20 protein-coding genes are annotated in these 21,859 nt (G+C 67.7%); 9 read left to right on the top strand and 11 right to left on the bottom strand.

Annotation, left to right across the window (positions count from 1 at the left end; translation table 11 throughout):
* Positions 1–71: 71 nt before the first annotated feature.
* Complete coding sequence (locus ACFU4Z_RS00715) at positions 72–1,574, bottom strand: phospho-sugar mutase (protein WP_379058352.1); 1,503 nt, start codon at positions 1,572–1,574, stop codon at positions 72–74.
* Entirely contained in the window at positions 1,575–2,354 is a 780-nt protein-coding gene (locus ACFU4Z_RS00710; protein ID WP_379058349.1) for a purine-nucleoside phosphorylase, read from the bottom strand.
* Between the two features lie 544 nt (positions 2,355–2,898).
* On the opposite strand from ACFU4Z_RS00710, the gene ACFU4Z_RS00705 reads away from it, so the two are divergent.
* From ACFU4Z_RS00705 to ACFU4Z_RS00695, 3 genes are all read left to right on the top strand, one after another.
* Entirely contained in the window at positions 2,899–3,603 is a 705-nt protein-coding gene (locus ACFU4Z_RS00705) for an enoyl-CoA hydratase-related protein (RefSeq protein WP_379058346.1), read from the top strand.
* Positions 3,604–3,740: 137 nt separating this feature from the next.
* Positions 3,741–4,922: a M20 family metallopeptidase gene (locus ACFU4Z_RS00700; RefSeq protein WP_379059278.1), complete on the top strand. Its 1,182-nt coding sequence runs from the start codon at positions 3,741–3,743 to the stop codon at positions 4,920–4,922.
* A gap of 95 nt (positions 4,923–5,017) precedes the next feature.
* Positions 5,018–6,178 (top strand): M20 family metallopeptidase, encoded by a 1,161-nt coding sequence (locus ACFU4Z_RS00695; protein WP_379059277.1) that lies wholly within the window; start codon positions 5,018–5,020, stop codon positions 6,176–6,178.
* A 78-nt stretch (positions 6,179–6,256) separates the two neighbouring features.
* Here the strand turns inward: ACFU4Z_RS00695 and ACFU4Z_RS00690 are convergent, their stop codons facing one another.
* On the bottom strand, positions 6,257–6,733 hold the full coding sequence (locus tag ACFU4Z_RS00690; RefSeq protein WP_328409628.1) for a gamma-glutamylcyclotransferase: 477 nt from the start codon (positions 6,731–6,733) through the stop codon (positions 6,257–6,259).
* 169 nt (positions 6,734–6,902) lie between these two features.
* Between ACFU4Z_RS00690 and ACFU4Z_RS00685 the strand changes: the two genes are divergently transcribed.
* The 5 genes from ACFU4Z_RS00685 (at position 6,903) to ACFU4Z_RS00665 (ending at position 12,333) form a co-directional block, all read left to right on the top strand.
* Positions 6,903–8,303 carry an NAD(P)H-quinone dehydrogenase gene (locus ACFU4Z_RS00685; protein WP_378687517.1) on the top strand — a complete coding sequence of 467 codons (1,401 nt, stop codon included), beginning with the start codon at positions 6,903–6,905 and terminating at the stop codon, positions 8,301–8,303.
* Between the two features lie 323 nt (positions 8,304–8,626).
* Positions 8,627–9,619: a hypothetical protein gene (locus ACFU4Z_RS00680; RefSeq protein WP_379058342.1), complete on the top strand. Its 993-nt coding sequence runs from the start codon at positions 8,627–8,629 to the stop codon at positions 9,617–9,619.
* Between the two features lie 73 nt (positions 9,620–9,692).
* Positions 9,693–10,778, top strand: a complete 1,086-nt coding sequence (locus ACFU4Z_RS00675) for a hypothetical protein (RefSeq protein ID WP_379058339.1) — start codon at positions 9,693–9,695, stop codon at positions 10,776–10,778.
* A 90-nt stretch (positions 10,779–10,868) separates the two neighbouring features.
* Positions 10,869–12,050 (top strand): PLP-dependent aminotransferase family protein, encoded by a 1,182-nt coding sequence (locus tag ACFU4Z_RS00670; protein WP_379059276.1) that lies wholly within the window; start codon positions 10,869–10,871, stop codon positions 12,048–12,050.
* A 103-nt stretch (positions 12,051–12,153) separates the two neighbouring features.
* Positions 12,154–12,333 carry a hypothetical protein gene (locus ACFU4Z_RS00665; protein WP_379058336.1) on the top strand — a complete coding sequence of 60 codons (180 nt, stop codon included), beginning with the start codon at positions 12,154–12,156 and terminating at the stop codon, positions 12,331–12,333.
* A gap of 147 nt (positions 12,334–12,480) precedes the next feature.
* On the opposite strand, the gene glpK is transcribed toward ACFU4Z_RS00665, so the two are convergent.
* On the bottom strand, positions 12,481–13,980 hold the full coding sequence (gene glpK / locus ACFU4Z_RS00660; protein WP_379058331.1) for a glycerol kinase GlpK: 1,500 nt from the start codon (positions 13,978–13,980) through the stop codon (positions 12,481–12,483).
* A 277-nt stretch (positions 13,981–14,257) separates the two neighbouring features.
* On the opposite strand from glpK, the gene ACFU4Z_RS00655 reads away from it, so the two are divergent.
* Positions 14,258–15,985 carry a glycerol-3-phosphate dehydrogenase/oxidase gene (locus ACFU4Z_RS00655; RefSeq protein ID WP_379058327.1) on the top strand — a complete coding sequence of 576 codons (1,728 nt, stop codon included), beginning with the start codon at positions 14,258–14,260 and terminating at the stop codon, positions 15,983–15,985.
* A gap of 4 nt (positions 15,986–15,989) precedes the next feature.
* Here ACFU4Z_RS00655 and ACFU4Z_RS00650 read toward each other — a convergent pair whose 3' ends face one another.
* From ACFU4Z_RS00650 to ACFU4Z_RS00620, 7 genes are all read right to left on the bottom strand, one after another.
* A complete protein-coding gene (locus ACFU4Z_RS00650; protein ID WP_379058324.1) occupies positions 15,990–17,300 on the bottom strand; it encodes a sensor histidine kinase in 1,311 nt (436 codons plus the stop codon).
* On the bottom strand, positions 17,297–17,971 hold the full coding sequence (locus ACFU4Z_RS00645; protein WP_379058320.1) for a winged helix-turn-helix domain-containing protein: 675 nt from the start codon (positions 17,969–17,971) through the stop codon (positions 17,297–17,299). The genes ACFU4Z_RS00650 and ACFU4Z_RS00645 overlap by 4 nt, the downstream gene beginning before the upstream one ends.
* A 96-nt stretch (positions 17,972–18,067) precedes the next feature.
* Positions 18,068–18,268 (bottom strand): hypothetical protein, encoded by a 201-nt coding sequence (locus tag ACFU4Z_RS00640; RefSeq protein WP_379058317.1) that lies wholly within the window; start codon positions 18,266–18,268, stop codon positions 18,068–18,070.
* A gap of 97 nt (positions 18,269–18,365) precedes the next feature.
* Entirely contained in the window at positions 18,366–19,028 is a 663-nt protein-coding gene (locus tag ACFU4Z_RS00635) for a TetR/AcrR family transcriptional regulator (protein ID WP_379058314.1), read from the bottom strand.
* Complete coding sequence (gene hpnE, locus ACFU4Z_RS00630; protein ID WP_379058311.1) at positions 19,025–20,386, bottom strand: hydroxysqualene dehydroxylase HpnE; 1,362 nt, start codon at positions 20,384–20,386, stop codon at positions 19,025–19,027. The genes ACFU4Z_RS00635 and hpnE overlap by 4 nt, the downstream gene beginning before the upstream one ends.
* Before the next feature lie 70 nt (positions 20,387–20,456).
* Positions 20,457–21,290 (bottom strand): MBL fold metallo-hydrolase, encoded by an 834-nt coding sequence (locus ACFU4Z_RS00625; RefSeq protein WP_379058309.1) that lies wholly within the window; start codon positions 21,288–21,290, stop codon positions 20,457–20,459.
* Positions 21,290–21,856: a TetR/AcrR family transcriptional regulator gene (locus tag ACFU4Z_RS00620; RefSeq protein ID WP_379058306.1), complete on the bottom strand. Its 567-nt coding sequence runs from the start codon at positions 21,854–21,856 to the stop codon at positions 21,290–21,292. The genes ACFU4Z_RS00625 and ACFU4Z_RS00620 overlap by 1 nt, the downstream gene beginning before the upstream one ends.
* Between the last annotated feature and the right edge of the window lie 3 nt (positions 21,857–21,859).

The raw sequence follows: 21,859 nt of genomic DNA, 5'->3' as shown, positions 1-21,859 counted from the left end.
CGCTGATGAGGGTAGTCAAATGGTGGTTGGTCCGTGGGGTGGAGCCACCATTTCACTGCGCTCGCTGGAAGCTACTGGGCGAGGTGCTCGCAGAAGGTGCGGAGGATGGAGAGATGTTGGGCTGCGGTGGTTTTGGCGGCCGACAAGGTGGGGCGGGTGGGGGCGGGGCGGATTACTTCGAGGTAGCACTTGAGTTTGGGCTCGGTGCCGGAGGGGCGGACGACGATGCGTGTGGTGGCGCCCTCGAAGATCAGTGCGTCGGTGCGCAATCGGCCGCGGGCCTGTAGCAGGTCGGTGTATTCCATCGGTTCGCCCGCGATCTCGCGGGGCGGGGCGGCGCGCAAGCGGTCGACGACGGCGGCCGCCGCGGCCGCGTCGGGAAGGCGCAGCGAGACCTGATCGACGGCATGTACGCCGAATTCGAGTGCGTAGTCGTCGAGTTCGTCGGCCAGGGTGCGGCCGACGGCCTTCAAGCGGGCGGCCAAGTCGACGGCGAGGACGGCCGCGGAGATGCCGTCCTTGTCCCGCACCGTGGCCGGGTCGACGCAATGGCCGATGGCTTCTTCGTAGGCGTAGACCAGGCCGTCTCCCGCTCGGGCCAGCCATTTGAAGCCGGTCAGGGTTTCGGCGTAGCGCGCGCCGCGGGCGGCGGCGAGTTTCGAAAGCAGTCGAGAGGAGACGATGGTGGTGGCCACCAGCGAGTCCGTCGGTGCCGTGCGCAGCACGTAATCTCCGAGCAGCACACCGGTTTCGTCGCCGCGCAGCATGCGCCAGCCGCCGCTGCCATCGGGGATGCCGACGGCGCAGCGGTCGGCGTCCGGGTCCAGGGCAATGGCGATGTCCGCGCCGATCCGCTCCGCGGTGGCGAGCAAAAGGTCGGTGGCGCCCGGCTCTTCGGGGTTCGGGAACGCGACTGTCGGGAAGTCGGCGTCGGGCGCGAATTGCTCACCGACGACGTGCACGTGGGCAAATCCGGCGTCCGCAAGGGCTTTCACCGCGGTATCGCCGCCGACACCGTGCAACGGGGTCAGCACGATCCGGATATCGGAGCGTTCACCGGGACCGCCGATGAGTTTCGGCAACTGGGCCACCCGGTCGAGGTATCGGCGCACAAGATCGTCATCGGCGGGGGTGACCGGGATCCTGGCAATCGGTTCGGTGACTGCCTCGATGCAGCGTTCGATCTCGGTGTCGGCCGGGGCGATCAGTTGCGAGCCACCGTCCAGATACACCTTGTAGCCGTTGTCGGTCGCCGGGTTGTGCGATGCGGTGATCTGCACTCCGGCAACGGCTCCCAGCTCCCGAACCGCGAACGCGACGACCGGCGTCGGCAGTGGGCGCGGTAGTAGCGTCACCGGAAAGCCCGCGGCGGCAAAGATTTCCGCCGTCGCGATCGCGAATTCGGCCGAGCCGTGACGGGCGTCGCGACCGACCACCACCGCACCGCCACCGAGACAACGGTCGCGCAACCATGCGGTGAGACCGGCCGTCGCCCTGCTCACGGTCGTCGGATTCATGCCGTCGGGCCCATCCTGCAATGGCCCGCGCAGCCCGGCAGTGCCGAAGCGCAGCATCTACAGCCGTTCCAGCACGCCACGCAGCAGCTTGCCGAGGCGCGGCGCGGCCGCATGCCCTTCGGCGAGCACCTCGGCATGCGACAGGTGCGCACCCGTGACACCGGCGGCCAGATTGGTGACCAGCGAGATGCCGAGCACCCGCGCACCGAGCGCGCGGCACGCGATGGCCTCGAGCACCGTCGACATGCCGACCAGATCGGCGCCGATCGTGCGCAGCATCCGAATCTCGGCGGGCGTCTCGTACTGCGGCCCGGTCAGTCCCGCATACACACCCTCGGTCAAGCTCGGGTCGATTTCCCTTGCCAGCGAACGCAGTTCGGGATCCCAAGCGTCCACGAGGTCGACGAAGGTCGCACCGGTCAGCGGCGTGCGACCGGTCAGATTCAGATGGTCGCTGATCAGCACGGGCTCACCGACACGCAATCCCTCACGGATGCCGCCGGCCGCATTCGTCAACACCACCGTCTCGGCGCCGGCGGCAATGGCCGCGGTCACCGGATGCACGACCTCGGCAGGTTGATAGCCCTCGTACAGATGCTGGCGGCCCATCAACAGCAGCACCGGCGTCTCGCCGACCGCAACGGAGTGCACCATGCCGACATGCCCCTGCGCACTCGGCGTACCGAACCCGGGCAGCTCCGGCATCGGCACCGACGCGGTCGCCGCCCCGATCTCCGCGGCCGCCTCCTGCCACCCCGACCCCAGCACCACCGCAACCCGGTGACGCTTGACTCCCGTACGTTCGGCGATCGCCTCGGCGGCCTGTTCGGCAAGCATGAAGGTCAATGTATCTGATTTGCAGCGCCTGCGGCGCTGCGTGTTCGCGGCTGTGTTTGATTTTGCAGCGCCTGCGGCGCTGCGTGTTCGCGGCCCCGAAGGCTCGCGTCCGAGTGGCCGAGACTCGCGACTTCGTCGCATGCGCTTCGGCCACTCGGACGCGAGCCGGCCGCGAACGGTCGCTCGTAAGACTCGCTCCGTGGTGGGTGCTTTTGGTGGGGTGGCTCGGACTTTGGTGCGCTGTGGGGTTGGGTGGGTCGTGAATGGCCGGTTGTCGGATTCGCTCCGCCGTCGGTGCTTCGGTGGGGAGGTTCGTGACCTTGGTGCGTTGCTCGGGTCACGTGGGTGCGGGCGGCGAGGGACGTTCGCGGCATCGGTGCACGGCTGTTAGCCGGGCGCGGGTCGCGGGCTTCGCTTGTACGGCTGCTCTGCCGGGGCACTCGTGTGATGCTCACGACTCGGTGCTGTGCGGTGCCTGCGCGCGCTGCCTGGCGCAAGCTACCCGCGAGTAGGGGTGGTGCTCCGCACCCGATACGCTGCACGCATGGCGTATCTGTCACGTGAAGGAGATGTGTTCGTGGTCTACCTCGGGAACGAGGGGCAGACCGATAACGAGAACCGCTTCCATCCTGATTGGATCGACGAATTCCACAGCCTGCTCGACGAGGTCGAAGCGTCCGAGGGGCCTGCCGCGCTGGTGACCACCGCGACCGGGAAGTTCTACAGCAACGGTCTCGACACCGACTGGTTGTTCGGCAATCTGGACAAGACGCACGGCTACCTCGACCGTGTGCACTCGCTCTACACCCGGCTGCTCACTTTCCCGATGCCGACGGTGGCCGCGATCAACGGTCACGCCTTCGGTGCCGGCGCCATGCTCGCGACCTCGCACGACTTCCGCGTGATGCGCGCCGACCGCGGTTTCTACTGCCTGCCCGAGGTGCACCTCGGGATGCCGTTCACTGTTGGCATGAACGCACTGCTCACCGAGCGGCTCGCCAACCAGGTCGCCCTGCAGGCCATGACCACCGGCCACCGCTACTCGGCGGATCAGGCGATCGCCGCGGGCATTGTCGACGACAAGGCCGACGCCGAGGCAGTGCTGGGGGCCGCCGTTGCGCGGGCCGCGGCACTGGCGGGCAACCGCAAACCGAACCTGCCGGTGATCAAGCGCGCGCTGCACGCCAGGGCGCTTGCCGGCCTCGCCACCCCGACCACCCCGGAGAACCTGGCATTCGCCGCCGGATAACCCGTGATCAGGCCCTGATGTGAGCAGTCAGACTGATGTGGCCCGCGCCCTATCACCGGCGCAGTGCAACACTGTGTTCCATGCCACCACCGCGCAGCGGGCTCCCTGAATCGCGCAGCGACCACCACGCTGGGCGGATGGGGGCGGCCGAGGCGGCGGATGCCGCGATCCACGCCGCGGCCGCCGAGCTGATCGGCCTGTCGCACGCGATCCATGCCGAGCCCGAGCTGGCGTTCGAGGAGGCACGAAGCGCCGCCAAGACCATCGTGCCGCTTGCCGAGCGCGGCTTCGAGATCGAGACCGGCGTGGCCGGCCTGCCGACCGCCTTCCGCGCGACCTACGGCAGCGGCGAGCTGACGGTCGGCATCTGCGCTGAATACGACGCGCTACCGGAGATCGGCCACGCCTGCGGGCACAACATCATCGCGGCGTCGGCGGTCGGCGCTGCGATCGGTCTTGCCGAGGTCGCCGATGCGCTCGGGATCACGGTCGTGGTGTTCGGGACGCCCGCCGAGGAAAGCGGCGGCGGCAAGGTGCTGATGCTGGAACGCGGCGTCTTCGACGACATCGCGATGGCGATGATGGTGCACCCCGGCCCGTTCGACATCGTCGGCGCGCGCTCGCTGGCCCTCGCGGATCTGTCGGTCACCTTCCACGGGCGCGAGGCGCACGCGAGCGCCGCGCCGGAACTGGGTCGCAACGCCGGTGACGCGGTGACGGTCGCGCAGGTAGCTCTCGGATTGCTGAGACAGCATCTTCTGCCTGGTCAGCAACTGCACGGTATAGTCAGCGACGGTGGCGTAGCCCCCAACATTGTGCCCGGACGTGCGGAGTTGCTGTATTACCTACGTGCAGCCGACTCCGCATCTCTCGACAATTTGATGCAACGAGCAGCGGATTGTTTCGAGGCGGGCGCTCTGGCGACCGGCTGCACGCACGAAATCCGGACGGTTGCGCCGACATATACCGAGCTAACTCCCGATCCGGGATTACTGTTTGCCTATCGCGAGCAGATCGTCGAATTGGGCCGGGTGCCGATCGCACCGGAGCTCGAGGCGCAGCGACCGCTCGGGAGTACGGACATGGGCAACGTCACCAACGTCATTCCGGGCATCCATCCGGTCATCGGCATAGACGCCGGTGGGGCGGTGACACATCAGCCCGGCTTCGCCGCGGCGAGTATCAACGCCTCGGCGGATCGTGCGGTCACCGACGGCGCACTAGCGCTCGCGCGTACCGCTATTGCCGTCGCTCGCGATGATGTAGATAGAGACAGGTTGTTGCAACGGCTCGTTCAACGACAGGAGGACATCCGGTGAGCAATACCAGCCGTTTGGCGGCCCCGGCATCGGGCCCGCAAGCGGTGGCCCCGGCAACCACGGAGAGCTCGGCGAGCGCTGCATCGTCGGACACCGTGCGAACCGGGCAGGAAGCGGTCGAGGCATGGTTGGCCGAGCATACGGTCGACCTCGTCCAATGGCGCAGGCATATCCATGCCAACCCGGAGCTTTCTCGTACCGAGTTCGCCACCACCGAGTTCGTCTCGGCGTGGCTGACGAAGGCTGGGCTTTCGCCCCGAGTGCTTCCGGGTGGGACCGGGCTCATCTGTGACATCGGACCGGATGGACCGCGGATCGGATTGCGTGCTGACATAGACGCACTCCCGCTACAAGAGTTCACCGGGCTCAGCTTCGCCTCCACCGCGCCGGGCGTGTCGCATGCCTGTGGGCACGACGCGCACACCACGATTCTGCTCGGCACCGCGCTCGCGCTCGCCGACGCGAATCTGCCGCGTGGCGTGCGGCTGGTGTTCCAGCCCGCCGAGGAGGTCATGCCAGGCGGTGCGATCGACGTGGTGGCCACCGGCGCGATGGAGGGTGTGGAGCGGATCTTCGCGCTGCACTGTGATCCGCGGCTGGAAGTCGGGCGCGTCGGAATTCGCGTCGGGGCGATCACCTCGGCTGCCGACACGATCGAGCTGGTGCTCGATTCACCGGGCGGCCACACGTCGCGTCCGCACCTGACCAGCGATCTGGTCTATGCGATCGGCACGGTGATCACCGGGTTGCCCGGGCTGCTGAGTCGTCGCATCGATCCGCGTACCAGCACCGTCATGGTGTGGGGCGCGGTCAGCGCTGGCAAGGCGCCCAACGCGATTCCACAGACCGGCATGCTCACCGGCACCGTTCGCACCGGCGATCACGCGACCTGGTCGCTGTTGGAGCCGATGGTGCGCGAGATCGTGGACGGCCTGCTCGCCCCGACCGGGGTGCGGTACCAGCTGAACTACAAGCGTGGCGTGCCACCGGTGGTCAACGACGAGCAGTCGACGCGGATGTTCGAGGACGCGATCCGCGAGATCGGTCCGGACGCGCTCGCCGACACCATGCAGTCCGGCGGCGGCGAGGACTTCTCCTGGTACCTGGAGGAAGTGCCCGGCGCGATGGCGCGGCTCGGCGTCTGGTCGGGTCACGGCGAACAGCTCGACCTGCACCAGCCGACGTTCGACATCGACGAGCGGGCGCTTGCGGTCGGCGTCCGCGTGCTGAGCAATATCGTGCTGCAAGCGGACTGAGCGACCAGACATTACGCACACAGCTGCGGCCGGACCCTTGGGTCCGGCCGCAGCTGTGTGCGTCGGAGAGAGCGTCGGTCAGCCGAAGTTGCCGGGACCGACGTTGCGGCTATTGCGGGTGCGCAAAGAATGCACGTAGTCCTCGGGCGCGCCTGCCTTCTCGGCCGCGTCCGCGATCACGCCGATGTAGCGCGCGGAGGGCAGGCCGCCCTCGTAGGCGTCCAGTACGTACAGCCAGGCGAGGATCGGCTGGGCGCCGCTGCCCGGATTCGGCGAGACGCGTAGCCGGACCTTGCGATGGATTCCGAAGTCGGAGCCCTCCCAGCGGTCCAGCCGCTGCTCGTCCTCCGGCGAGACGTCGTAGAGCACGACGAAGACCCGGGACCCCGGCTCTTCGACGACGGTGGCCAGCGGCCCCTCCCAGCCGATGTCGTCGCCACTGAAGGTCAGACGCCAGCCCTCCAACCAGCCCGTACCGGACATGGGGGAGTGCGGACAGCGCTCGAGCATCTGAGACGAGTCCATGTTCGACCCGTAGGCGGCGTAGATCGGCACCAGCAAAGGGTATCCAATAACCGCCGCACATCGACTCCATCCCGGCAGATGTCCGTGTTGTGCGCGCCGCCACTATGGCCGCAACCACGCGCAGCAGCGGTAAACCGCCCCAGCTAACGTTGTCCGAGGTACCGGAGATCCCGGTCGAACTGCTCGAGCGGAGGTATCCATGACCCGCATAGCGATCATCGGTGGCGGGCCGGCCGGCTACGAAGCGGCGCTGGTCGCGGCACAGCACGGCGCCTCGGTGACCCTGATCGATTCCGATGGCATCGGCGGTGCGTGCGTGCTGTGGGACTGTGTGCCCTCGAAGACCTTCATCGCATCGACCGGCGTGCGGACCGACCTGCGACGTGCCCGTGACCTGGGCATCACCCTGGATCCGAGCCAGGCGACCATCCAGCTGCCCGAGGTGAACGCCCGTGTGAAAGCGCTTGCGCTCGCACAGTCTTCGGATATTCGGTCGAAGCTGCAGACCGTCGGGGTGACGGTGCTGGCAGGACGCGGGCAGCTGATCGATGCCGCGACCGGTCTCGCCGCGCATCAGGTGCGCGCGATGCTCGACAGCGGTGAGGAGCGGATCGTCGAGGCCGAAGTGGTATTGATCGCCACCGGCGCGAGCCCGCGCGTGTTGCCCGGCGCCGAGCCGGACGGTGAACGCATCCTGAACTGGCGTCAGCTCTACGACCTGCAGGAGCTGCCGGAGACCCTGGTCGTGGTCGGTTCCGGTGTCACCGGCGCCGAATTCGTCTCCGCGTACACCGAAATGGGTGTGCATGTGAAGCTGGTGTCCAGCCGCGACCGGGTGCTGCCCGGCGAGGACGCGGACGCCGCGCTCGTGCTGGAGGATGCGCTCGCCGAACGCGGCGTCGAACTGGTCAAGCACGCGCGCGCCGACGCGGTGGAGCGCACCGCCGACGGCATCGTGGTCAAGCTGTCCGACGGCAGGACCGTCACCGGCACCCATGCGCTGATGACCGTTGGCTCGACGCCCAATACCGATGACCTCGGTCTGGAGCGGGTCGGCATCGAGCTCGACCGCGGCTATCTGAGGGTGGATCGGGTGTCGCGCACCTCGGTGCCCGGCATCTACGCCGCGGGTGACTGCACCGGCCTGCTGCCGCTGGCCTCGGTGGCCGCGATGCAGGGCCGCATCGCGATGTACCACGCGCTGGGTGAGGGCGTGAGCCCGATTCGGTTGAAGACGGTGGCTTCCGCGGTGTTCACGCGCCCGGAAATCGCGACGGTCGGCGTGAGCCAGACCGCCATCGACAATGGTGAGACTCCCGCCCGCACCGTGATGCTGCCCCTGAACACCAACCCGCGCGCCAAGATGTCGGGCTTGCGACGAGGTTTCGTCAAGATCTTCTGCAGGCCCGCGACCGGCGTGGTCATCGGCGGTGTGGTGGTGGCCCCCATCGCTTCGGAGCTCATTCTGCCGATTGCCCTTGCGGTGCAGAACAATTTGACCGTCAACGATCTCGCCCAGACCTTCTCGGTGTACCCGTCCCTGACCGGCTCTGTTACCGAAGCCGCCCGCCTGCTGATGCGCCACGACGACTTGGACTGACGACCGGTGATCGGCTTCGGGCCGGTCGGGTGGGGAGCGCTGATCATGGCCGCGTGAGTGTTCCTGGCATTGGGCATATTTCAATGCGTTGCCAGTGCGGCTTACATGTGGTTCACTTCCCGCAGAGATGCGATCGGCGGGCGGTCGCGAGGTTCTGTGTGGGGGGCTAGTTCCTTTCCAACCGGGATACGGCGAACGGCCCTGAAGCCGTTCGGCGGCCGTGCGTCTCACCAGAGACAACTGAGTGCGGCCGGTTCGGTCGCACCCGGGAAAGGGACGTGCGAAAAGTGAAACATCGTAAGCCGAGTCGGGCGCAGCGAGCGATGGCGAGTACATCGTTGCCGCTGGCCACTGCGGCCGCTGTGGCGACTCTCTTCGCGGCGCCGGCGGGGGCAGTTCCCAACGATCAGCCGACCACGCCGACCACTCCTGCACCTGCGCAGCCGGGTATCGACGCGCCTTCGGACCAGGGCCAGCCGGAAACCACCAAGCCGGAGCCGAACAAGCCGGAACCCGGTAAGCCGGAGTCCAAGCCGACCCCGAGCCAGCCGGGTGTCACGACGCCGGACCCCAACCAGGTGATGCCGAATCCGAAGGATCCGAAACTCGCCGCGCCGACTCAGCCGGGTGTGACCACCCCGCGGATTGCGCCGCTGCCGGTTCCCGGTCAGCAGCCACCCGCCCAGCCCGCTGTCGTGCCGGATCCAGCAGGCACCGACGCGAAGCCGGTCCAGCCGGGCACGACCAAGCCGGGCACCCCCGGCGCCGCGCCGGGCAGCGAGGCGAATGTCGAGGCGGCACAGCCCGAATCGCAGACCCTGGTGCAGCCCCCGCCGCGCTGGCAGGCGCCGCGTCTGCAGGCCGCGCCCGCAGCTCCGGTCGTCGAGATGACCGGTCCGCACGCGGAGCTCGGCGCGAACATCGACGGTGGTGGCGCACTGCCCGGCTTCGCGGCCAACACCCACCACTTCAACAACGCGGCGGGTTATGTCGGCACAGTCGGCTACCACACCCCGACCGGTGCGGGCGAGGCCGGTGTTTCGGTCGAGTACGTCGATGCCAACACCATCAAGCTCACCAGCTACACCGGTGGCGAGGGCCTGGCCGACAACAAGAACACCGTCGTTCTCGACACCACCGAGCTGAACAAGGCGAAGGCGGCCGTCGAGCACTGGATCGCGGCACAGCCCGGTGGCGCGGCTGCCCTCGAGGCGGCAGCACAAGTTAAACTTCCGGTGCAGCCGGGTGAACTGCTTCCGCAGACGGTCAACATTGCTGGTGTCACGACTCAGTGGGGTGGCTCGCTCCAGTACTGACACGAGCTGATTCGACGGGTGGGGCGGTCGTTCGCGACCGCCCCACACGTGTGTCCTGGGGAAAGGATTTGGTGTGGGTTCCGAGGACGATGCGAAGGGCAGAGAATCCGGCCAGCCCAGGTCGGAATTCGGTCCACCGATGGGCGACTTCGGCCCGCCGGTATCGGAATTCGGGCCGCCGGTCGGCGACTTCGGCCCTCCCATGGGCGACTTCGGTCCGCCCGTGGACGATTTCGGTCCGCCGACGAGTGGTCAACCGCCGCAGTGGCCGGAGCCCGCGGCCGATCATCCCGAGCTGATCTGGCGTCCCGCGGACGAACCGCCGTCGATGCCGCCCCCGCCCGCGCAGTATCGAGCGCCCGACACCACCGTCTTCCCCGATGCGCCGCCGCCCGTGCCGCCGGTCCAGCAGGCGCCGCAGCCGCCGGTCGATGCGGAGGAAGATCTCACCACCCCGCGTCCCCAGGCGGCGCCGCCCGGTGTCGAACGCGATACCTGGTGGAATCGGCCCGCCGACGGCGGCGGTGTCCCGACGCCACCGCCGGCTTCCGCGCCCGGCCTGTCGTGGTCGGACGATCCCATTGCCAAGCGCTTGGCTCCCAGCGCCATCCCGACCCCGGTGTTCACCACGAATCGGCCGAAAAAGGGTTCGCGCGGCCGCTGGATCGCGCTCGGATCGGTCGCCGCGGCGGCGGTCGTCGGCGCGCTGGTGGCGACCATCATCGCGGTGAACCGCGATAACGGCGGCGGGTCCGCTGCGCCGCCGCCCGTGACGCCGACAGCCGCGTTGAGCTGCCCGGCAAGCAAGGACGGCAAGGTCACCGTCGGCAACGGCGCCGGTGATACCACTAGTGGAGCGGGCGCGATCCTCGGCTTCCAGTACGCGTACTTCGTCGAGCGCAGTGGGGAGCGGGCCCGCAGCTACCTCGCGCCCGATGCGGAGTACTTGTCGCCCGCGGAAGTCCTGCAGAAGGCCATCAACGAGGAGATCCCGGTAGGCACCACGCATTGTGTGCGGATCACCGAGACCGCCCCGGACACCTACGATGTGGACTTGACCGCGCACCGTACCGACGGCACAACCATCGTGTACCCGCAAACGGTCATCACGGTCGACCGGGACGGCAGGAAGCTGATATTCGCGGTCCGGGAACGTTGATCGTTTCCCATAGTATGGGAATCTGTTTCATATTCTGGTATGGATCTGGGACAGTTGGGTCACGTGTCCATGGTGTTCCCGGAGGTGCGCATGCCGCCGACTATCCCACCGCTCGCAGGCAAGCTCGGCAGTCTGCAGAGCTCAGCGATCCGTGATCTGCTGAAGCTCACCACCCGGGCCGACGTGATCGGCCTGGCGGGCGGCCTGCCCGATGCCGCGCTGATGCCGCGCGAGGGGATCGCCGCCGCCGCGGAGATCGCGCTGAGCGGTTCGAGCTGCCTGCAGTACACCGAATCGTCCGGCTGGGCGCCGCTGCGCGCCGTACTCGCCGAGCGTGAGTCGGCCCGGCTCGGCCGCGTCGTCCCGGTCGGCGAGGTGTTCGTCACCCACGGCTCGCAACAGGCGCTGTCGCTGCTTGCCGAGGTACTGCTGGATCCCGGCGCACTGGTAATCGTCGAGGATCCGGCGTATGTCGGTGCGCTGCAAGTGTTCCGGGCAGCTGGGGCGCGGATCATCGCGGTGCCGCTGGATGCCGAGGGCATGCGGGTCGACGTGCTCGCGGAGCTGCTCATGCGCGGCGAACGTCCCGCGTTCGTGCACACCGTCAGCAACTTCCACAATCCCGGCGGGGTGACGATGAGCCGGCAGCGTCGTCGCGAACTGGCGGAACTGGCCGACGCGCACGGCTTCTGGGTGATCGAGGACGACCCGTATGGCGAGCTGTGGTTCGACAGCCCCGCCCCCGAACCGGTTGCCACCTACTCGAGCAACGTGATTCGGCTCTCCAGCGCCTCGAAGATCCTCTCGCCCAGCTTGCGCGTCGGCTGGATGGTCGCACCGGATCAGGTCTGTCGCGGGGTGGAACTGCTGAAACAGGGTGCGGACCTCTGTGGTTCGGCCCTCACCCAGCAGATCGCCGCCGAGCTGCTCGCCGACGAGACCTGGCTCACCGCCCACATCGACACTGTCCGCGCCGCCTACGGCACCCGGGCCAAGGCCCTGGTGCACGCCGTGCGCAACCGGTTCGGCGATCGGATAACCTGCACCGACGCGACCGGTGGCATGTTCGTCTGGGCCGACTTCACCGACGACACCGATACTCAGGCGCTTCTCCCGCGCGCACTGAACGAAGGCGTCGCCTACGTTCCTGGCTCCGCCTTCGCTGTCGACGGCGGCTACCGCAACTCGATGCGCATGTGCTTCACCACCTCGGATGCCGCGACGCTGACCGAGGCTATCGACCGCTTGGCGCGTGCTGTCGTGAATCACTGACTGCCACATCATCTTTCGGACTGCCACCTTGATCGATCCGATCGCTGTGGAGTGACCCGCTGCGGTAGCGTCGGTATTCGATCCAGAGGGAGGGAATCTATTCATGATCGCGAAATTCATTACGGGTGCGCTGATTGCCGGCGGCATGGTTCTTCTTGCGCCGGGTATTGCCGAGGCGGGTCCTTGTCAGCCGGTGACAACCGACTGCCCGCCTCCGCCGCCGCCCTGCCAGCCGGTGACGACGTGGTGCCAGCCCGCCGCTCTGCCGCTGTCCGAGTTCTAGTCCACGATCAGCGCGAATCATCGCGGCGTAGCCGTGGGACGCATCGCAGAGTGCGGTATAACCCACGGCTTCCGTATCCGGAAATGTGATGGCCGGGTGTAGCGTGCCGGATGGCGAATAGGTTGTGCTACTGGCGGTTCGGGATGATCAAGAGACCCAGCCGTAGGTTCGTTCCACGGCCTTGTTCCACTCCGCCAGGTGATGGTCGCGGTCTGCGGCGGACATGGTCGGTTCCCAGGTCGTGTCGGCCGCCCAATTGGCGCGGATGTCATCGGTATTCGGCCAGTAGCCGACCGCGAGTCCGGCAGCGTAAGCCGCACCGAGAGCGGTGGTTTCGTTGACCACCGGGCGCACGACCGGGACGTCGAGAATATCGGATTGGAACTGCATCAGCAGGTCGTTGCCGACCATGCCGCCGTCCACCTTCAGCGTCGTCAATTGCAGGCCGAGCTGTTCGGATTCGGCATCCGCGCGCATGGCGTCCACCACCTCGCGGGTCTGAAATGCGGTGGACTCCAGCACCGCTCGCGCCAGGTGACCTTTGTTGACGAAGCGGGTGAGGCCGGCGATCACGCCGCGGGCATCCGGCCGCCAGCGCGGCGCGAACAACCCGGAAAACGCGGGCACGATGTAGGCGCCGCCGTTATCGTCGACGCTACGGGCCAGCGGTTCGATCTCCTCGGCCGCGGAAATGATGCCGAGGTTGTCCCGGAACCATTGCACGAGTGAGCCGGTGACCGCGATCGAGCCTTCCAGCGCGTACACCGCGGGCTCGTTGCCGAGCCGGTAGCACACGGTGGTGAGTAGTCCGTGCTTGCTGACCACCGGCGTCGTCCCGGTGTTCAACAGCATGAAATTGCCGGTGCCGTAGGTGTTCTTGGCCTCGCCGGGGGCCAGACAGGCCTGGCCGAAAGTCGCCGCCTGCTGGTCGCCGAGGATGCCTGCGACCGGAATGCCGGTCAGCGGGCCCGCCGCGATCTCCGCGTACACCTCCGAGGAACTGCGAATCTGCGGCAGCATCGCCTGTGGCACGCCGAATTCCGCGCAGATCTGTGGATCCCAGCGCAGCGTGCGAAGATCCATCAACATGGTGCGCGACGCATTGGTCACGTCGGTGATGTGCTCGCCGGTGAGGTTCCACAGCACCCAGCTGTCGATGGTGCCGAAACACAACTCGCCCGCCTCGGCGCGCGCTGCCGCGCCCTCGACATTATCGAGGATCCAGCGCAGTTTCGGTCCGGCGAAGTAGGTGGACAGCGGCAGGCCGGTGCGGTCCTGATAGCGGGTCGCGCCGTACTCGCCGCCCAGTTCGGTCACCAGCCGGTCGGTGCGGGTGTCCTGCCAGACGATGGCGTTGTATATCGGTTTGCCGGTGGCGCGTTCCCACACCACCGTTGTCTCGCGCTGGTTGGTGACGCCGACCGCCGCGATGTCGTCCGCGCCGAGACCGGTGGTCTGCAAAACCTCGCCGAGGACGAATTCGGTATTGCGCCAGATGGTTTCCGGATCGTGCTCGACCCAGCCCGGTCGCGGGAAGATCTGCTCGTGCTCCCGTTGGGCGACGCCGACCACGCGGCCCTGCCTGTCGAACACGATGCACCGACTCGACGTCGTGCCTTGATCAATGGCGGCCACATAGCGACGCATTCGTGCAGGCTACTAAATACGGCGCGCGCTGCGTGTCGAACGACGCGACGCGGCGGGTGTCGAGCGCGCTGCGCATCACCTCGCGTGGCGGGTGTCGCCGGACTACTGTGGACCTCGGTTACCGGCGGGTAGCTCCCCGGCGACACGGTAGGCGCCGCGGCCGGGGATTGCTCCCCGACTCGCATAGCCTGTATCCAGAACAGCTCGATCGTGTGCCCGTGAAGACTCACAACGTCGTCTACACCCGACGCCGTCGTCGGGCTGGAGGAGTCGAGCAATGACCAAGAAATCGCAGTTCCTCGGCCCCCCGCAGCGCGCGGTGGCATGGGAGCGGTTCGGCACGGATCACTTCGACGTCGTCGTGGTGGGCGGTGGAGTGGTCGGGGCCGGAATCGCGCTGGACGCGGCGACTCGTGGCCTCGGTGTCGCCCTGGTCGAGGCGCGTGACCTCGCCTCCGGCACCTCCAGCCGGTCCTCGAAGATGTTTCACGGCGGCCTGCGGTATCTGGAGCAGCTGGAGTTCGGGCTGGTGCGTGAGGCGCTGCGCGAGCGCGAACTCGCGCTGTCCACGCTGGCGCCGCACTTGGTGAAACCGCTGTGCTTTCTCTACCCGCTGACCCGCCGTGCCTGGGAGCGCCCGTATGTCGCGGCCGGTCTGGTGCTCTACGACACCATGGGAGGCGCCAAATCCGTTCCGGGACAACGCCATCTCTCTCGTCACGGCGCACTGCGATTGGCTCCCGGCCTACGGCCCGATTCGCTGATCGGCGGCGTCAGCTACTACGACACGGTCGTCGACGACGCCAGGCACACGATGACCGTCGCCCGCACCGCCGCGCATTATGGTGCCGTGATCCGCACCTCCACCCAGGTCGTCGGCTTCCTGCGCGAGGCCGACCGCGTCGTCGGAGTGAAGGTCCGCGACAGCGAGGACGGCCGCACCGCCGAAGTCCGCGGCCATGTGGTGATCAACGCGACCGGTGTGTGGACCGACGAGGTGCAGGCGCTCTCGCGCAATCGCGGCCGATTCCACGTGCGCGCCTCCAAAGGCGTGCATATCGTGGTGCCGCGCGACCGCATTGTCAGCGATACCGCCATCATCCTGCGTACCGCGACCTCGGTGCTGTTCGTGATTCCGTGGGGCGCGCATTGGATCATCGGAACCACCGACACCGACTGGAATCTGGACCTCGCGCATCCCGCGGCGACCAAGGCGGATATCGACTACCTGCTCGACCGGGTGAACCAGGTGCTGGTCACGCCGCTCACACCCGCCGACATCGATGGCGTGTACGCGGGTCTGCGGCCTTTGCTTGCGGGAGAGAGTGATTCGACTTCGAAGCTGTCGCGTGAGCACGCCGTCGCACGGGTCGCGCCGGGACTTGTCGGCATCGCGGGCGGCAAGTACACCACCTATCGGGTGATGGCCTACGACGCGGTCGACGAAGCGGCGCACGATATTCCGGCCCGGGTGTCGCCATCGATCACCGAGAAGGTCCCGCTGCTGGGCGCCGACGGCTACTTCGCGCTGATCAACCAAACGGTGCAGCTGGCCGAGGCCTACGGCGTGCACCCGTATCGGATCGAGCACCTGCTGGACCGCTACGGCTCGCTCATCGACGAGGTGATGGCTATGGCCGACGGTAAACCTGAACTGCTGCAACCGATCACGGACGCGCCGTCGTATCTGCAAGTGGAAGCCGTCTACGCCGTGGCGGCGGAGGGCGCGCTGCACCTGGAGGACATTCTGGCCAGGCGGACCAGGATCTCCATCGAGTATTCGCACCGCGGCGCGAACTGCGCCGAACAGGTGGCCGGGCTCGTCGCGCCGATACTCGGCTGGGACGACGACGATATCGACCGCGAGGTGAAGACCTACCAGGCCAGGGTCGAGGCCGAGATTCGGTCGCAGACCCAGCCCGACGACGCCGCCGCCGACGCACTGCGCGTCGCCGCACCCGAGCCGCGCCCGGAGATTCTGGAACCGGTACCGCTGGACAGCTGAGCCGTCAGGTATGGCCGAGCGACGGCGGCGGCAGAGCGATCGAGACGATGGTGCCGCCGCCCCCGGCCGGTTCCATCGATGCGCTGCCGCCGTGCAGGTCCGCGATCCAGGCCACCAGCGCCAGGCCGATGCCGCTGCCGCGTCCCGCGGTCACGCCGCGCTGGAACGGATTGCTCGACAGCTGCGGATTGATGCCCGCACCGTGATCGCGGACGCTGACGCGACCGTCTGCCACGTGCACCTCGATCGGCGCGGTGCGGTTCACCGCGCCGTGCACGATCGCATTCTCGATCAGATTGCGCACCGCGAGGCTCAGTAGTCCCGGGTCGCCGATCACCACCGTCGGATGGGCCTGGACAACGATATTCGCCTTCGGGAACTCCTCGACGACCGATTCGGTGAGCTGATCGAGCAGCAGTTGTACCTTCTCCATCGTGGTGACGCCTGCCTGCATGCGCGCCCTGGCGAGCAGACCGGCGACGATCCGCTCCATCCTGTCCCCCAGTGCCCGTGCGTCGGTCAGCGCCCGCTGATTCTCCTGCGGCGCGCGGTCGCGTGGCTCGGTGACCAACCGCAGCGTGGTCAGCGGGGTGCGCAGTTCGTGGGCCGCATCGCCGAGGAACCGCTCTTGCTCCTCGACCATCACCAGGGCCTGGCGCATGCTGCGCCCCGAAAGCAGGTGTCCCGCAATGGCCGAGAGCGCGACGAGCGTTGCGCCGCCGACGACGAGTCCCCACATCAGCAGCGCTCGATCACGGTCCCACAGGCCAGGATTGGTGCCCGCGATGACGACCGCCTGGATTCGGGAGTCCTCCCAGGAGATCGGCGTCGCCGCGATGCGGACGGGTCGGCCCATATTGTCGACTCCGTTGCGGAACACCGTTTCCCCCGCGAAGACGGCGTCGTCGGCGAGGGCGGCGGCACCGTGGTCCTGGGGCAACCAGGTGCGCAGGTGCGCATAGCTCTCTGTCCACTTGCCGTCGCCGTCGGAACTGACGATCATGACCGCGGTTTCGCCGTTGGCGAGTGCGTCGTTCTCGATCTGGCTCAGGTCGATGGCGTCCTCGCCGGGCGGGAGGTTGACGGCTCGGTACAGCCCGGTCACCACTCGGTCGAGGGAATTGTCGATGGCGTGATCGCGTGACCGCGAGTCGATCGTGGCCGCGACCAGCCCGAGGATGATCAGCGCGGTCGCCGTGATCGCGGTGATCAGCGCTGTCAGCTGCCAGCGGGTCCGGCGCAGCCGTGCCACCGCGGGGCGGTCGGCGGCGGAGCCGATGGAGCTGCCGCCGAGGGGTGCGGGCAGTGAACTCACGGTGCGAATGGTTCACTTCCGATCAGGAAGCCGGTACCGCGAACGGTCTCGATCACCGGCGGCGCACCGAGCTTGCGGCGCAATTGCGCGACCACCGCGTCGACCACGTTCGACGCGGGTTCGGCCATTTCGTCCCAGCAGCATTCGATGAGCTCGGAGCGGGACACGACGCTGCCCGCGCGGGTGGCGAGCAGTTCGAGCACGGCGAATTCCTTGGGGGTCAGTGAGCGCAGGATGCCCGCGCGCTGAACGCGGCGGCGCGGCAGATCGATGTCGATGTCGCCGAGCACGATCCGGGCGGGCGCGGGCTGCTCGCGCCGACGGCACAGGGCACGCACGCGGGCGGCGAGTTCGGCCAGCGCGAAGGGCTTGACCAGGTAGTCGTCGGCGCCGTTGTCGAAGCCCGCGATCCGATCCGCGAGCCCGTCGCGGGCGGTCAGTATCAGCACCGGCACGCGCCTGCCCACGGCGCGCTGGGCGGCGACGAGGTGCAGGCCGTCACCGTCGGGCAGTCCGCGGTCGACGACGAGGCAATCGTAGGTGTTGATGGTGATCTTGAGATCGGCGTCGGCGAGGTGGTGTGCGAGGTCCACCGCAAAGCCCGCCGACCGTAACCCCGCTGCCACCGCATTGCCGAGACCCTCGTCGTCCTCGACCACCAAAACCCGCACGAGGTCTGAGAATAAGGCACTTCAGACACCGCGTGCGGGCCGGAGTCCGACCGGCCCGACCCCCTCCGGGCCAGTCGGTATTCGGAACTCGATCGATCAGAAGGTGTGCAGGTCCCATCCGTTGGCGACTTCGACGCACTGCCACTGGGTGCCGCCGGTCCTGGGGGAGTCGCCGTCGGCCGCGCAGGCCTCATAGGTCGCGTAGTTTCCGATGAACTCGGCGTTGGCGACGCCGGTGCCCGCGGCGACGACGCCGAGGGCGAAAATTCCTGCGGCAATGGCGGTCTTGGTCTTCATGGTCTGGATGTCCTCTCGTTTCCCGCGCGGTTCTCCGCGCTGGAACAAGAAAACCAATCGCACTGTGAGGATTTCGTGATGACGACGAAACTGCTGGTCAGCGGGTCTTATTCGACATTTCGACGCCCGCGGCCCATGCCACGAGCGAACGCAGGTACCGCAGCACCATGGCGTCGGGGTACCGATCCCGGTCGGTCAGATGCAGCCGAGCCAGTTCTTCCAAGGCCGCCAACATGATCCGCTCGGTCGCGCCGTCCGGATCGATGGTGACTCCGGTGAAGTGCGACAGGTGACGAGCACCGATCGCGCGCGCGTAGGCGCGGCCGAGCTCGAGCCGTTCGCGCAGATCGGGCGGACCGCCGTCGGGCGGGCTCAGGATGATCTGCCAGCTGGTCGGTGCGGCGTGCAGATAGGCGAGCACGCCGCGGCCGACCTCGTCGACGTCGTAGTCGGTGCCCGACCAGTCGACGCTGCTGACACCGGCCAGCGCGATGGCCGTCTCACGTTCCAGCAGCGCGTTCATCAGGCCCGACAGGTCGGTGAACTGCTGATACACCAGAGCTCGGGCGACCTGGCCCGCTCGTGCCACGCGATCGATGCTCACCGCGCCGAACCCGTCGGCGGCCACGATGTCGCGCGCCACATCCAGCAACTGCGTGCGCCGGTCGGCTGCGGACATGCGGCGCTTCGGCGCGGTGTCGGGCTCTGCGATGCTTGCCCGGGCCGCGCGGTGCTCAGATGTGGAGCGTTGCGTGGTCACAATACAGACGGTAGCGCAAGCAGCTGGTCCACGGCCCGCGCGGCGCTCTGGACGGCGCTTTCCATGGTGGCCGACCAATCGGTGGCCGTCCAGTCGCCTGCCAGCACCAGTGTCGGCACCGATGTCCGCTGGTCCGGCCGCAGCCCATGGGTGCCGATCACCTGGGAAAAGGTGGCCTTGGGCATCCGAACCACATGGCCCTGAATCACTTTCGCGTCCGCGGCAGCAGGGTAGTAGCGGCGCAGCAGCTCCATCTGCTCGGCGACGATCGCTTCGTTGGTCTTGTGGATCTGTTGGTAGGCGCCGCTGGTGGTCAGGCAGTACAGCCAGGCTTTGTCGGTGTTGCGGCCGGTCATCCGCTGCCGGTCGAAGACCTCGTCGATGACGCCGGTGCCGCCGATCAGCGCCTCGAACTGCGATGTGGTGCCCAGCGGGCGGTCCAGGTAGAGATTGGTGCTCACGATCGGGGTGTAGCCGAGTTTGTCTGCGGCCGCGTAGATCTCGGCGTGCTCCGGTAATTCGTCCAGCAGGCCGCCCACGCTGGAGTTGGGGACCGCGCACACCACCGCGTCGGCGGGCACGACGGTGCCGTCGGCCAGCGCCACGCCGGTCACCGCGCCGTCGACGATGTGGATTCGCCGGGCCACCGCACGCCTGCGGACTTCGACTCCGTGCCGCTGGAAGAGCTTTTCGGCGCCGGTGACGAAGAGGGTGTCCAGGTCGGTGGTCGGATAGCCGATGGTGGCAGGTTGCCGATTTTTGATGCCGAGCCGGATTCCGGTGGCCATGACGTCGGCGAGTACTTTCGCCGATTCCTGCCCGACCGGCTCGGCCGCGACGCCGAGTGCGAGCCAGTCCCACAGCGCCTCGCGCGCGGTGGCGGGCATGCCGATCCGCTGGAACCACTGCTCGGTGGTGAGATCGGCGAGATCGGCGGGCTGATGCAGACATTGCCAGCCGAGGCGCAGGGTGGCCCGCGCCGCGCGCAGCCGGTCGAGCAGGCTCGCGTCGGGGTGGGCGCCGAACAGGGTGCGCAGTGCGCCGATGCCCTTCGTCGCCATGGTCGCGTTGCGGCCATCGGGCCAGCGCAGCGTGGCGTGGTGCGGGAAGGCGACGAACTCGCGGGTTCCGATGCTGGTCAGGTACCGGAAGAGGTGGTCATAGCCGCTGGCGATCACATGCTGGCCATTGTCGGGGAGATCCTCGACCGCATCGACCTTCATGGCGTGGGTCCGGCCGCCGAGCCTGCCTCGACGCTCCAGCAGGGTGACCTGTTTGCCTGCCTCGGCCAGCCAGACGGCGGAGGCGAGCCCGGCGAGCCCGCCTCCGATGACCACATACCGTCGCGGATCGTTCACAGCGCACTCCCTCGATTAACTTACAAATTGTAAGTTAATCGGAAGGGTGTGCGGCGTCAAGGGTTTCGATTCACGTAGGCACGTTCTGGAGCGCGCGTAGTTCGGCGGCGTTGTGCGCGGAGAAGGTGGTCACCTCGTCGCCGTGGTCGCGCACCAGTTCGCGCAGGCGGTGCTGGTTTTCGATGCGGGGACTGGGCAGTGTCTGCACGCTGCGTTCGAAGATCGAGACGCCGATCGGCTGCTGCGGACGAACGGGGTCCAGCGTGCCGGGATGGAAATACGAGTCGCCCGCCGAGAGCAGCCAGCCGTCGCCGGTGTCGACCGCGACGCCCGCATGTCCTCTGGTGTGCCCGGACAGCGGGATCAGCAGGATCTCCGGCGGCAGGCCGGTCAACTGTCGGACCGCGTCGAATCCGAACCAGCTTTCCCCGAGGTCCGAATACGCTTCCCAGTGCGGGCCGTGCCTGAACTGGGGGGCCTTGTAGCGGAAGCGCTCCTTGGGTCCATAAATGCCTTCGAGGGAGCGCAGTTCCTCGGCGTACACGTGCACCCGCGCGTTCGGGAAGTCGGCAAGGCCGCCCGCATGATCGAGATCGAGGTGGGTGAGCACGATGTCGCGGACGTCCTCGCGGCGAAAGCCGAGCGCCTCCACCTGGTATGCCGTCGTCTGCTCGAGTTCGAGGACCGGGTTGGTGAGGAGCAGGAACTTGCTGCCGAGCCATTCCTTGGGGTGGCGCACCGCCTGTTCGCCGATTCCCGTCTCGACCAGGACGAGCCCGGAATCGAGCTCGATCAGCAGGCAGTGGCAGACCATTTCGGCGCGGCGCAGCAGGCCGCCGGTGCCGTCGATGAGTCGGCCGCCCAGTGGGCGCATGGTGCCGCCGTTGAGGTGATGGATTCGCATCAGGAGAGCTCTCGTTCGAAGGTGGTGCGGAGATGGTCGGCGACCGCGTGCAATGGCGCGGGGTCGCGTTGGGTCTTGGCGAGCAGCAGGGCGCCCTCGATCATGGCGAGCGCGACGGTGGCGAGCCCGGCTGCGCGGCCCGCTTCGATGCCCTTGTCCCGCAGGAACTTTTCGATTGTCGTGCGCCAGGACTCGAAACCGGCGACACAGGCTTGCCGGATGGGTTCGCTGTCGGCCGAGGCGTCCAGCGCGATGGTCGCGATGGGGCAGCCGCGCTCGAAGTCGGAGTCGACGAGGATCGCGGTCAGCGCGTCGAAGACCGTGGTCAGGTCGCCGCCGCCGCCGAGGATGGCGTCGACGGCGTCGCGCAGGCGCTCGCCGGACTGGGTGAGCGCCTCGGCTGCGAGTTGTTCCTTGCCGCCGGGGAAGTGGAAGTAGAACGAGCCCTTCGGGGCGCCGCCCGCGGCGACGAGCTGGTTCAAGCCGGTGGCGTGATAGCTCTGCGTGTGGAAGAGATCGGCGGCGGCATCGAGGAAGCGCTGTCGCGAGCTGGTGCGTGGTGCCATGAT

It is taken from the genome of Nocardia sp. NPDC057440, assembly GCF_042802915.1.
In the GTDB taxonomy this organism is placed as follows: Bacteria; Actinomycetota; Actinomycetes; order Mycobacteriales; family Mycobacteriaceae; genus Nocardia.
This window is presented reverse-complemented; position numbering and strand designations above follow the sequence as displayed.